Annotated in this window: 11 protein-coding genes, 1 tRNA gene and 1 other RNA gene; 6 read left to right on the top strand and 7 right to left on the bottom strand. The window is 70.5% G+C overall.

Annotation, left to right across the window (positions count from 1 at the left end; genetic code table 11):
• Together NIE79_RS12155 and ffs are read right to left on the bottom strand one after the other, a co-directional pair.
• Positions 1 to 1,992: DNA polymerase III subunit gamma and tau (locus NIE79_RS12155; RefSeq protein ID WP_238678648.1), on the bottom strand; the 1,992-nt coding region annotated here is incomplete at its 3' end.
• A gap of 203 nt (positions 1,993 to 2,195) precedes the next feature.
• An RNA gene (ffs, locus tag NIE79_RS12150) (signal recognition particle sRNA small type) lies at positions 2,196 to 2,285 on the bottom strand.
• Between the two features lie 82 nt (positions 2,286 to 2,367).
• Here ffs and NIE79_RS12145 point away from each other — a divergent pair.
• Positions 2,368 to 2,452, top strand: a tRNA-Ser gene (locus tag NIE79_RS12145).
• Here NIE79_RS12145 and NIE79_RS12140 read toward each other — a convergent pair.
• A complete protein-coding gene (locus NIE79_RS12140; RefSeq protein ID WP_372471473.1) occupies positions 2,418 to 2,891 on the bottom strand; it encodes a pentapeptide repeat-containing protein in 474 nt (157 codons plus the stop codon). The two genes, NIE79_RS12145 and NIE79_RS12140, sit on opposite strands and share 35 nt — an antisense overlap.
• 764 nt (positions 2,892 to 3,655) lie before the next feature.
• On the bottom strand, positions 3,656 to 5,479 hold the full coding sequence (locus tag NIE79_RS12135) for a hypothetical protein (RefSeq protein ID WP_238678646.1): 1,824 nt from the start codon (positions 5,477 to 5,479) through the stop codon (positions 3,656 to 3,658).
• A 37-nt stretch (positions 5,480 to 5,516) separates the two neighbouring features.
• Between NIE79_RS12135 and NIE79_RS12130 the strand changes: the two genes are divergently transcribed.
• Entirely contained in the window at positions 5,517 to 6,071 is a 555-nt protein-coding gene (locus tag NIE79_RS12130; protein WP_238678652.1) for a hypothetical protein, read from the top strand.
• Between the two features lie 92 nt (positions 6,072 to 6,163).
• Positions 6,164 to 6,658, top strand: coding sequence for a hypothetical protein (locus tag NIE79_RS12125; protein ID WP_238678645.1), 495 nt, complete (start codon positions 6,164 to 6,166; stop codon positions 6,656 to 6,658).
• Positions 6,659 to 6,672: 14 nt separating this feature from the next.
• Here NIE79_RS12125 and NIE79_RS12120 read toward each other — a convergent pair whose 3' ends face one another.
• Both NIE79_RS12120 and NIE79_RS12115 read right to left on the bottom strand, forming a co-directional pair.
• Positions 6,673 to 8,220, bottom strand: coding sequence for an alpha/beta fold hydrolase (locus NIE79_RS12120; RefSeq protein WP_238678644.1), 1,548 nt, complete (start codon positions 8,218 to 8,220; stop codon positions 6,673 to 6,675).
• A gap of 38 nt (positions 8,221 to 8,258) precedes the next feature.
• Positions 8,259 to 9,419, bottom strand: coding sequence for a serine hydrolase domain-containing protein (locus NIE79_RS12115; RefSeq protein WP_238678643.1), 1,161 nt, complete (start codon positions 9,417 to 9,419; stop codon positions 8,259 to 8,261).
• Between the two features lie 110 nt (positions 9,420 to 9,529).
• On the opposite strand from NIE79_RS12115, the gene NIE79_RS12110 reads away from it, so the two are divergent.
• The 3 genes from NIE79_RS12110 to NIE79_RS34000 are packed head-to-tail and all read left to right on the top strand — an operon-like array spanning position 9,530 to position 11,605.
• Positions 9,530 to 10,750 (top strand): sensor histidine kinase, encoded by a 1,221-nt coding sequence (locus NIE79_RS12110; RefSeq protein WP_238678642.1) that lies wholly within the window; start codon positions 9,530 to 9,532, stop codon positions 10,748 to 10,750.
• Positions 10,738 to 11,385 (top strand): response regulator, encoded by a 648-nt coding sequence (locus NIE79_RS12105; protein WP_238678641.1) that lies wholly within the window; start codon positions 10,738 to 10,740, stop codon positions 11,383 to 11,385. Before NIE79_RS12110 ends, NIE79_RS12105 begins: the two co-directional genes overlap by 13 nt.
• On the top strand, positions 11,372 to 11,605 hold the full coding sequence (locus tag NIE79_RS34000) for a TetR/AcrR family transcriptional regulator C-terminal domain-containing protein (protein ID WP_308193172.1): 234 nt from the start codon (positions 11,372 to 11,374) through the stop codon (positions 11,603 to 11,605). Before NIE79_RS12105 ends, NIE79_RS34000 begins: the two co-directional genes overlap by 14 nt.
• A 4-nt stretch (positions 11,606 to 11,609) precedes the next feature.
• Here NIE79_RS34000 and NIE79_RS12095 read toward each other — a convergent pair whose 3' ends face one another.
• Positions 11,610 to 12,242, bottom strand: a complete 633-nt coding sequence (locus tag NIE79_RS12095) for a TetR/AcrR family transcriptional regulator (RefSeq protein WP_238678640.1) — start codon at positions 12,240 to 12,242, stop codon at positions 11,610 to 11,612.
• Between the last annotated feature and the right edge of the window lie 17 nt (positions 12,243 to 12,259).

The following is a 12,259-nucleotide window of genomic DNA, read 5'->3' as shown; positions in this document are numbered from 1 at the left end:
CGCAGCGTTCGAGCCAGGCGCGGCTGGTGGGGCGCTCGTCGGGCCGGCGGCGGCAGTCGCGGCGTTCGTCGTGGCGGCGGGCGTGTCCGACGTGACTGGCGGCGCGGCGGGTCGGGCCGGTGCGGTCTGCTGCGTGCGCGGTGAGCCGGACAGCGACACGCCACCGCGCTCGCCGGCCACCTCGCACCGGATCTGCCAGCGCCCGCCCAACTCCTCGTAGAGCGCGTCGGTGAGCACCGCCGCGTGGTCGGCCATCATCTTGGCCAGCACTGTGGACTTCACAGTCAGCACCAGCATGTCGCCGTCGAGTTCGCGGACGACAGCGTCCCGCATCAGGGCGGCGATCCGCTTGTTGGTGCGGTTGACCTTGCCGACCACATCGGGCCAGACGCGGCGGACCGCTACCGCGTCCAGCGCGGCGGCCGGAGCTCCCGGTCGGGGCGGCGCGGGCGTGGCCGGGTCGGGAAGCACCGCCGACGGCGGCACCACACGACGCGGGGCCGGCCCGGCGGGCGAGACGGGTGCGGCCTGGTCAGCGGTTGACGCACCGGGGGACGCCGGGATCGGCGAGTCGGCTGCCGAGACGTACGAGGCCGGTGCACCGGAGGTCGGAGCGGGTGCCTCGGTGACCGAAGCAGCCGGGGCGGGGGCACCCGCAGCGCTCCGGGTCGGGGGCGCTGCCGGGTCGACCGCCCACGGCGGTGCGGAGGTAGGGGCGTTCGCGGGTGCCGGGGTGGCGGCAGCCGGGACCGGGGTGGCTGGCTGTGGGCGTACCCCTTGGTGGTTGGTTGGCGCGGAGCCGGCGGCGGCCGACGGCGCGTCGGTGGCACCCACTGTGAGCCGGCGTTCCATCCGCTCCAGGCGCTGGAGCAGGCCGCCGGTGGAGTCGTCAGCGCCGGGCAGCAGCATCCGGGCGCAGATCAGCTCCAGCAGCAGGCGGGGCGCTGTGGTGCCGCGCATCTCGACCAGCCCGTTGTGCACGATGTCGGCGCAGCGGGACAGCGTGGCCGAGCCGAGCTGCGACGCCTGGGCTGCCATTCGCTCGATCTGGTCGGCCGGGCCGTCGATCAGACCCTTCGCGGCGGCGTCCGGCACCTGCTGGATCACGATCAGGTCGCGGAGCCGTTCCAGCAGGTCGGAAGCGAACCGGCGCATGTCGTGCCCGGCCTCGGCGACCCGGTCGACTGTGGCGTACGCAGCCGCGCCGTCCCCGGCGGCCAGCGCGTCGCACATCTCGTCGATCAGCGCCGAGTCGGTGACCCCGAGCAGCGCGACGGCCCGGGCGTAGCTGACCCCCTCCGCGCCGGCGCCGGCGATGAGCTGGTCGAGCACCGAGAGGCTGTCCCGCATGCTGCCGCCACCGGCGCGAACCACCAGCGGAAAGACCGCCGGCTCGACGGCGACACCCTCGGCCTGGGTGAGCTGCTCCAGGTACGGGCGGACCACCTTCGGCGGAAACAGCCGGAACGGGTAGTGGTGGGTCCGCGACCGGATCGTGCCGAGGACCTTCTCCGGCTCGGTGGTGGCGAAGATGAACTTGACGTACTCCGGGGGCTCCTCGACCAGCTTGAGCAGGGCGTTGAAGCCCTGGGTCGAGACCATGTGCGCCTCGTCGATGATGTAGATCTTGAAGCGGCTGCTGGCCGGCGCGAAGAAGGCGCGCTCGCGCAGCTCGCGGGCGTCGTCGACACCGCCGTGGCTGGCCGCGTCGATCTCGATCACGTCGATCGAGCCGGCACCGTCGGCGGCCAGTGAGCGGCAGGAGTCACACTTGCCGCACGGCTCGGGAGTGGGGCCCTGCTCACAGTTGAGCGAGCGGGCCATGATCCGGGCGCTGGTGGTCTTGCCGCAGCCACGGGGCCCGGAGAAGAGGTAGGCGTGGTTGAGTCGTCCGCTGCGCAGCGCCTGCGACAGCGGCTCGGTCACGTGCTCCTGACCGATGACCTCAGCGAAGGTACGCGGCCGGTACTTGCGGTAGAGCGCCAGCGTCACTCGTCCCGCCTCCTCTCGACCGAGCCATTCTGCGCCGGTCGGGCGCGGGTGACCACCCACCACCCCGGGGGCGCTTGGGCCTGCGGGCTCGGCTTCCAGGCCGCCGGGCTTGATCGACTCGGCTTCCTGGAAACCGCGGTGTCCGTGTGGCCGGGACACCGCGACATCACGGATGCCGAGTGGATCAACCGGCCCACAGACAAAAAGGCCTCCCGTGCACCCGGCAGAGCTCGCTTATCCTTGCTGCCTTCCGGCCCTGGGGAGGTTCACGAGATACCGCCGCACGGGAGGTGCCGCCCAGCCTACCCGACCGCCCGTCGATCTTCAGGGGGTGGTGGGGTGGCCCGGCCGACACGGGCCTGTATCCTGGCTCGCGGAGGATTCGCCTAGAGGCCTAGGGCGCACGCTTGGAAAGCGTGTTGGGTTTACACCCTCACGAGTTCGAATCTCGTATCCTCCGCTCGCCTGAGCAGCACCAACGACAGGGCCGGCCCCAACGGGGACCGGCCCTGAATCGTTTGTGCTGTGGCGTCAGCCCACCACCTGGACGTGCTCCGCGCCCTGCGCCGAGAACCACGCCTCCAACTCGGCACCCCCGAGAACCCTGTCGCTTCCTCGTCGACGAGGACCGGGCCGACGACGACACCCTTCGCGCCCTCGAACTGGCAGCCGAACATCCTCGCGCCGGTCAGCACCGTCGGCATGCCCGTCCCGCCGAGCGTGCACCAGCGCAGGCTGGCCCGCTCAAGATTGGCGTCGCGCAGATCGGTCCTGTAGAGCTTGGCGGAATTGAGAATCGCGTGGCGAAGATCCGCCCCTTCCAGAACGGCGTCGTCGAGCTGCACCGCGAACAACCGAGCCGACCGGAACAACGCCTTACCGGCCGAGCAACCGACCATTTCCGCCTTGGCCAGATCGGCGAAGGAGAAATCCGCGCCGCGTTGGTCAGGTTGGCGTCGAACACCACCTTGCCGTCCCACTCCGGTCGATCAGCGACCCGCGCCCTGAGGTCGGCCAACGCACTCGGCGACAGGCTCCGGGTGTTGCGAATGACGTTCTGTCCACCAGCGACCTCATCGGCGAGTTTCTGCTCGAACTCCTCGCCATCGTAGCGGCCCTTCATAACCTCGGGCATCGGCTCACCAGCCCGCCGTCCGGCGGGGAACAAATCATTCGGCGACTTGACGTCCCAGTTCTCCCCGTTGGAATCGAGGAACTCACCCTGGAACTTCTGGAATGCGGGATCGGAGTTGTCGAGTTCGGCCCGGCGATCTTCCCGTCCGCCTCGACCGCGAGCCCTACCTCGGCCTCGATCCGGGACTTCGCGCTGATGTTGCCGTTGTGGGCCGGGTCGGCGGCGAGTTCCTCCAGCCGCCGGTCGTACTCCGGGGTGCCGGGCCTGGGGGTCTGGTATCCGTCGTCCCCGCCGGACGGGCGGCCCGGCGGGTCGCCGGAGTCGCCGCCGGGCCGACCGAGCTTGAACTCCGCGTCGGCGAAGTCCTGCCCCTCAACTCGGTCGAGATCTTGGACAGTTTCCGTTCGCGCTGAACGGAAACTGTCCAAGATCTGAGGGCTTGACCGGCCGACGGGCCGCGCACGGCCGGTGTTCGCACAAACGCCCGGCCGGTCCACTACAGACCGACCGGGCGTTGCTGGGCACCACTTAGAAAATCGTGCCGCCACTCTGCGGCCCAGCGATCCGGAGACCGTAACGCTGGGGCCAGACGATCCCCGTCCGGTCGGCCAGACCGCTCCACGTCTTGTTCTGCGGCACCAGCCCGCCGGCGGAGCCGTAGAACGGGTTGATGACCCCGGACGGATATCCGCCGAAGTCACCCTTCACCTCTTCACCGGGGGACGCCACGACGGCGTCGAGCCCGCTGGCGCGGCTGAGGTTCAGCAGGGCGATGGCCGTACCGAACTTGTCGCCGTTCTCGGACCCGTCCGGGACGGCCGAGTGGTTCTGGTCGAACGCCTGCGCACCGGCCCCCGTCAGCCCGGCGGCGGAGCCCTTGAGCAGGGTGATCATGCCGGCGTCGACCCGCGAGCCGATGTCCTCGCCGGGGGTACCGACCAGCACGTCCGCTCTGCCGTCACCGGTCACGTCGCCCACCGCCAGCACGCCACCGAAGCGGTCTTCATCCTCGGGGTTGTCCGGCACGCCGGCCGTACGCTGGGTGATGATCTGCACCGCGCTGCTGGACAGGCCTGCGGAGCGGCCGGCGAAGGCCGCGATGAGGCCACCGTTGATGTGCGGGGTCTGCGCGCCGGGGGCGCCGACGACCACCTCGCCCAGCCCGTCGCCGTTCAGGTCGCCGATTGCCAGCGCATCGCCCAGGTACCAGGCGACGGTGCCGGTCCCATCGGTGGGTTCGATCGCCGCACCGGTGACCGAGGTGGCACCGGTGGATGACACACCACCCGCCGAGCCCCACATCAGGGTGACCATGCCGGTGCCGCCCCAGCTCGCGCCGTCATTTTCCCGAGGGGCGCCAATGACCAGGTCCTGGTACCGGTTGTTGTCGACCTTGCCGATCGCGAGCGTGAAGCCGAACTGGTCGTTGCTCTCGGCCCCTCCGGGTACCGCGGCCTGGTCCTGCTGAAGGTGCTGAGCCCCGGTGGCCGTGAGGCCGGCCGGCGCACCGAAGAGGACGGTGACCGCGCCGGCGATCGCCTTGCTTCCGATCGACTCTCCCCAGGCGCCGATGGCGAGATCGTCCCGGCCATCCCCGTTGATGTCACCGGCCGCGAGCGAACCCCCGAACTGGTCGAATTCCTCCGGGCTATCTGGAACGCCCGGCGAGTCCTGGTTGAAGTGGATTGCTGAATTGACCACCAGGCCGCGGTAACTGCCCGGAATGACCCAGACCCCGCCGGCGTGTGTCTTGTTCCGGGGGTCCGGCTCGTCAGGGTTGCCGATCGCCAGGTCGTCGTAGCGGTCGCCGTTGAAGTCCCCCGCGACGAGAGTCATGCCGAAGGCGAGGGCGCCGCCGTCCCCCGGAATGGCGCCCAAGAGGTAGTCGACCTTCGCTGCCGAGGAGTACCGCACCGTGACAACACCAGCCGGGACCAGCGGCAAGTTGTATTCGAACGGGTCGCCAGTGACCGCGATGTCGTCGATGCCGTCGCCGTCGAAGTCGGATTGGCCGACACCTGTGCCCCGCACCCGGGGCGTCGCCTTGGGAAAGGACACCTCGTGGTGCTGGAGAACGACGCCGTCCCGGGTGATGGTCCGGACGCCTTCCGCAGCCCTTGCGGGGGCACTGATTGCCAGGCTGGCCAGAACAGTTGGGAGAACTAGAAAGGATGCGCTTCGCTGCATAGATACCCCGTTTCGATGGGCGCCTGGACACCATAGGCAGCCAACTCGATCATCGAAATACGACGAACGGGCAGTGCGGGTGACGGACCATCGGCAGTGGGCAACTGAGCGTGGACGGCGGGTACCGTCCGGGGGCGACCCGGCGGACCTGGAACCGTCGTACACATGTTCTATCCACAGGCTGTGGACGGTGGAGGGCTCAATGGCGTACCAGCTCAGCGCGGTGGTCGCGGACGTTGAGCTGCTGCGCGAGCAGACCGCCGAGCTGGATCACGCGGTCCTCGGCGAGCTGCGCCAGGACTTCGCGTTGCTGCCGATCACCCCACAGTTGGTGAACGAGCTGACCGGGTCGTTGCCGGATTTCGCGACAGACGACCGGAGCGCCGCGCGCCCGTTCGGCCTGGTGTTGTCGACGGCGCTGGTCGAGGCGCTGACCCGCTGGTCACAGTCGGGGCCGGTGGCCTATGTGGAGGCGGAGTTCGGTGGTGGCGTCGGCTACCAGTCGGCAGCGGTGTGGTTGGGCGGAGCGCCATCCTGGGGCCCGTGCTTCGACGACGAGTTGAGCGCGCCGCGCGAGCAGTGGCCGATCAACGGTGCGTTGAGCCAGCTTGGCGTGGAGCCCGGCTCCTGGATCGACGCGTTCGCCGAACTGGGGTTGCACCTGGAGCGGAGCACCGAGGGTTGGCTGGCGCACGGGCGGCGCCGACTCAGCGCCGACTACTGGGACGAGCTGGTCGAACAGTGGGAAAACCAGTAATCCTGCGATCGGCAGCAACCTGAACGCTCCCATTCCGTTGGGGACTGGGGGATTACATGAAATTGCGACAATTTGCGTTTATCGCCACGCTCTTGACGGCTGCCTCGATCGCGGGCAGCGGCGTACCGCCAACCGGGTCGATTCCGAACGGCCGACCCGCCGGCAGCGTGGAGATCATCGACCTGAACGGCCTGCAGAACATCGAGTTCGGCGCCACCGAGGACGAGCTGACCCGACGCGGCATCCTGCGCACCAGCCTGGACGCCTGCGGGCCGATGCTCGCCGGCCACGACACGGTCAGCCCGGTCTTCGTGGAGGACAAACTCGTGCTGCTCTGGGTCGGCGACCCGATGCGGACACCGGAGGGCATAACGGCAGGCTCGCCCGTCGACCAGGTCTGGGACCGCTACCCGGAGGTCAGTCGGCTGCGCGCTCCACAGGGGACGCATCGCCTCGACGGGTTACTCGCCCGCAGCGGTGACCGCGCGTACCTGTTCCTGCACGACGGGCGCACTGTCCGAAAAACCATCGCCGGGTACGCGGACTGGGCCCGCCGCCTCTTCGACGAGGGTGCGGGCCCGTGCTGACCGGCGTGGACTGATCAGGACGACGTACGGCTGGCGCAGTCGAGGTCTCTGGCCGGCAACTGTACGTCGGCGAGGTAGGCGACGACCGCATCGTCCACGCAGACGTTGCCGTAGTTGCCGAAGACACCGTGAATCCGAGCGTCGTGCAGGGTGACCAGCCGGGAGCCGGTGAGCGCCCGGTGCATGGCCTGCCCATGCCGGTAGATCGCGCGAGTGTCCCCGGTGGACTGCACGATCAGTGCCGGCACCGAATTCTGCACGACTGTCGGTCGCTCCCGGGGTTGCTGAGGCCAGAACGCACACGGGCTGATCGCCCTGGTCAACTCACCGAAACGGGGTTCAGCGGTCTGATGCTGGCGGATATCGCGCCAGTAGTGCCGAGCATCACGGCGTACCGGTACGTCCCCGCAGAGGATCGCGGCCTGCACGCTGCCGGTTGCCGACTCGGCACCGGTCAACAAAAACGACAGAGTGTCCGCCAGAGACGCGGTCGCCGTCGCGGAGCCCGACACCACGGCCTGCCAGAGCACCCGAACCGTCTCCGCGAGGTCGGCCTGGGTTTCGTCCCGATCGTCGCCGAGCCGATTGAGCAGCAGGTACGGCACCACCTGCCGGTCCACCTGATAGCCACCCATACGTAGCGGGCGGCGGGTCGCGGCGGCGAGGACCCCGTCCACCACTGCCAGCACCTGCTGACCGGTGCTGCCCAGGCCGTATCGCTCGTGGTGGCGGGCCGTCCAGTCCGCCCAGTCGCGCAGGCCCGCCTCGTTGGCGGGCCCGGCCTCGCGCAGCACCCTCGCGCCGTAGCTGGCGGGGTCGACAGCGCTGTCCAGGACGACCCGATCAGCACGCTCCGGGAACATCTGGGTGTAGACCGCGCCCAGATAGGTGCCGTAGGAGTAGCCCAGGTAGGAGAGCTTCTGCTCGCCGAGCGCGGCCCGGAGCAGATCCATGTCGCGGGCCGTGTTCCGGGTGGTGACGTGCGGCAGCAGGTCGGCGTGCCGGCGGGCACATCGGGAGGCCAGGTCCCGTTCAAACGCGATCAGCCGGTCGAACGTGGCGCGGTCCGGCCCGGCGGAGCGAGTCCAGGTGCCCGTTGGCCAGTCGCAGTCCAGTGGGGTGCTGCGACCGACGAACCGAGGGTCCAGCCCGATGAGGTCGAACCTCGCCCCGACCTTGCCCAGCCACTGTCGGATCGGCAGAACGTCCGACCTCCCCGGCGCACCGGGACCGCCGGTGTTCAGCAGCAGGACGCCGAGCCGGTGCGCTGTGTCGGTCGCCGGCAGCCGGGACAGTGCCAGGGTGATGGTGCGGCCGTCCGGGCGGGCGTAGTCCAGCGGGACGGCCAGCTCGGTGCAGGAAGCGCCGGCCTGGTCCAGCTCGGCGCCAGCCGGGTCGGCCGAGCCCCGCTGGCAGGTGTGCCAGTCGAGCCGTTGCCGTTGGAGACCGGCCAGGTCGGCGGCGGCGGCCGGCACCGGCCCGGCGGCAGTGGCGGTGATCGCCAGCACGGTCAGCGCGGCCACCAATCTCAGCGCGGTCGCGGTCCATCTGCTCCAGGTCATCGTCATCTCCTCGGTTGAGAAATCGGCCCGGCGGCGGATCACCGGGCCTCACACAGGGCGGTGTGCAGGGTCGTGGACAGCGCCTGCCAGCTCTCGTACGACGCCGGCTCGTCGTTCACCACCAACTGCGCCCGGCGACCGTCGGCGGTGACCCCGCCCAGGGTGCGAAAGCCCGGCGTCGTGCCACCGTGGCCCCAGTACAGGGCCCCGCCGCAGCCGGCCAACGGCGTCGAGATGATCCCGAGCCCGTATCGGGCGTCGGGCCACAGCCGGTCCGGATCGGTCGGCACGGTGTGGGTCATCTCGGCGAGGCGGACCGGGTCCAGCAGTCGACCGTCGAGCAGCGCGGCGAAGAACCGGTTCTGGTCGGCGAGGGTCGAGACCAGCGCACCACCAGCGCCGCCGTACGACATGTCGAACTCGGTGACGTCCCGCCGCCCCTCGGCGCCGGCCAACGCGTAGCCGCGCGGATGGGGGCCCCGGATCCGCACCGAGTCGCCCGGCCAGTAGGTATCGCGCAGGCCCAACGGCCCGATGATCCGCCGGGTGATCTCCACGCTGATGTCGCGGCCGGTGACCTGCTCGACGATCAGGCCGGCGAGGACGTAGTTGGTGGTCGAGTAGTGCCAGTTGGTCGTCGGCGGTGGCTGGGCCAGCGCCATCGCGATCAGCTCCGCTGGCGCGAAGTGCCGATACCGCCAACGATCCACCCGGTCCCAGTCGAGCGCGTCGACGTGGTCGGGCAGGCCGCTGGTGTGCCGCAGCAGATCGCGGACGGTGATCCGTCGGCCGTCGTACCCGTTGCCACGGACCCGGCCTGGCAGGTACCTCTCGATCGCAGCGTCCAGGACCAGTTGGCCCTCCGCGACGAGTTGCAGCACCACTGTCGCGGTGAACGCCTTCGTCGAACTGCCGATCCGGATCCGTTCGTCGACACGCATCGGCCGACCCGTTCGCAGGTCGGCCCGGCCGCTGGCAGCAGACCACCGGCCGCACCCGGGTCCGCTCACCTCGATGGCCGCGCCGACCAACCGGTGGGTGCCGGTCAGGTCGTGCAGCGCGGCGGTCGTCGCCGGTCGGTCGGAGCACGCCGGCCCCGGTTGACCGGCCGCGGCTGGTGCTCCCACGCCGGCAAGGGTGAGCAGGACAACTCCGGCGAGCACGCCGAATGTGTGCCGTCGTCGTGTCGGTCTTCTCATGTCGTCGACGCTAGGGACGGCCACGCGGGGGCACGAGGGAGCAGAGACCCGGATCAATGGTGTAGCTGGCTACACTGCCCCGGCCGCCCCCGTGGACGGAGAATGTGACGATGCGGCGGGCTTGGTTCGCGACGACGTACCTGGTGACCGGCGGGGCCACTGCGGTGGCGTCGGCGGTCGCGGTCGGCGCGCTCGCCGGGGCACTCGGCTTGAGCATCGTCCTGGTCGGCATCGCGCTGCTGCCGCCCGCCGTGCGTGTCCTCCGGTCGATCGCTCGCCTGGAGCGGCGCCGCGCAGACCGGTTGCTGGGCCTGGCGATTCCGGCCGGGTCCCAGGTGCTGTGCGCCAGTCAGGCCGCGTGGCTACGCGCCTCCGCGGGCGATCCGGCCACCTACCGAGGTGCGCTCTGGCTGACCGTTCACGCCATCGCCGGTGTGCCGCTGGCTGCCGGTGTGCTGCTGCTCTGGCTACTCGCGCTGGGCGGGTTGATCGTGCCGCTGATGTGGTGGGCCGTGCCGGTCGAGGCGCCGCTCACCTTCGTCGTGCCGATCCGGAGCTGGGCCCAGGCATTGCTGGTGCCACCCCTGCTCGGGCTCGCCGCGCTGGCACTTCTCCGGTGGGCTGTCCCGGCCTGCGCCGTGGCGTACGCCCGGGCGGCGCGAGTGTCGTTCGCGCCGTCCTCGCGGAGCCGGTTGGAGCGGCGGGTCACTGAGCTCACCGCCACCCGGGCCGGCGCGCTCGACGCCCACGCGGGGGAGCTGCGGCGGATCGAGCGCGACCTGCACGACGGCACCCAGGCCCGGTTGGTGGCGATCGCCATCCAGCTCGGCGTCGCGCAACGTCAACGGGCAGCCGACCCGGCGCTGGCGGACCAGCTGATCGAGCGGGCACGGACCAGCGTCGAGGCAGCGCTGACCGAGCTGCGCGCCGTGGTGCGGGGCATCTACCCACCGATTCTGGTCGACCGAGGGCTGCCGGGCGCGGTGCACGCGCTCGCCGCCGACTGTCCGGTGCCGCTCACGGTCCGGGTCGCCCCACTGCGACGACTACCGGCGGCGTTGGAGAGCGCCGCCTACTTCGTCGTGGCGGAAGCGTTGGCCAACATCACTCGGCACAGCAGGGCGACCGGGGGTGACCTGCGGGTGGAGCACCAGGCGGGTCAGCTGGTGGTGAACGTGACCGACGACGGCATCGGCGGCGCACAATCGTCGACCGGCACCGGCCTGACCGGCATCCGGCGCCGGGTCGCGGCACTGGACGGCACTGTCGAGCTGAGCAGCCCGATCGGCGGGCCGACGGTGCTACGGGTGGAGTTGCCGTGCGCGTCCTGATCGCCGAAGACAACGTCCTGCTCCAGGAAGGGCTCAACCTGCTGCTCAGCACCGCCGGCTTCACGGTGACGGCAGCGGTGGACACACCGGACGACATCATCGCGGCGATCGACCGGCAGCGGCCCGACGTCGCCATCCTGGACATCCGACTGCCGCCGACGTTCCGCGACGAGGGGTTGCGCACCGCGCTGGCCGCGCGCCGGCTACACCCCGGGCTGCCGGTGCTGCTGTTGTCCCAGTATGTCGAGCGCGCGTACGCGACCGAGCTGCTCGTCGACGGGCAGGGCGGGGTCGGCTACCTGCTCAAGGACCGGGTGTCCCGGGTCGAGGAGTTCCTTGACGCCTTACGTCGGGTCGCCGCCGGAGGCACCGTGCTGGACCCGCAGGTCGTGGCCCAACTCGTCACCGCCCGGCGCAACCCGCTCACCGATCTCACCGCACGGGAACGCGAGGTGCTCGCGCTGATGGCCGGAGGCAGCACCAACACGGGCATCGCCGCCCAGCTCGTGATCACCGAGCGCGCGGTGAGCAAGCACATCGGGAACATCTTCACCAAGCTCGACCTGCCACCCGACGGTGACGTGCATCGCCGGGTCGCCGCCGTGCTGACCTTCCTCAAGGATCCGGGCCGGTGAGCGGGCCGGATCCCCCGGGACCCGGCCCACTGGCATCAGCGGCGCAGCGACCGCCAGAAGTCGTACGAGTGGGCCGCCGCGAAGTCCGTCCTGCCCGGCGGGCGAGTTTCCGCATCTGGCCCGACTCAGCCGCACGGCGGTCGACCTCAATGTCGAGAGTCTCTTCGAATTCGGCCTTCACCGTCTGCTTGATGGCATGGCGGCGCTGCTCGAACGGTGACCGCTCAGACCGGGCGGGTGGCCTGCTCCGGCAGTCGTGCCCCGGATGCGGCGGCGAAACCGGCAAGCGCGATCTCCGCGGCCTGTCGCAGGTCTTCCCTGCTGACGCCGGCGGCGGCATGCACCGCCTGCCCCTCGGTCACGATCATGATGAAGCGGGCGAGCGCGACCGGATCGGCGTGCGCGGGTAGGTCACCCTCGGCGACGGCGCGGGCGAGCCGGTCGGCAAGGGCGCCTTCACCGCCCAGGCGACTGGCGGCGAGGAACCCGGCGATGGGCGCGTTGTCGGTGGAGCAGCTGGTGCCGCCCTGGATCGACAGGCACCCGGCCGGCCGGTCGGTCCGGGTCACGGCGATCACGTTCTCGCGCAGCAGGGTGGCGACCACCTCGTAAGCGGTCGGTTGGGCAAAGGCGTCCCGCGCGTACCCCATGTCCTTTTCGGCGTAGCGGGCCACGGCCTTGCGGAACAGCTCCTCCTTGCCGCCGAAGGCCGCGTAGAGGCTGGGCTTGTTGATCCCCATCGCCTCGGTGAGGTCGGTCACCGAGGCTCCTTCGTACCCCTGACGCCAGAACACCTCGACCGCGCGCTCCAGCGCCTCGTCGACGTCGAAGCCCCGTGGTCGCCCTCGCTGCGGCACAGCCCACCACCCCTTCC

Origin of the sequence: Micromonospora trifolii, assembly GCF_022229005.1 — a bacterium.
GTDB lineage: Bacteria > Actinomycetota > Actinomycetes > Mycobacteriales > Micromonosporaceae > Micromonospora > Micromonospora trifolii.
Note: the sequence above shows the minus strand (reverse complement) of the source record. Positions and strands in the feature narration are given on the sequence as shown.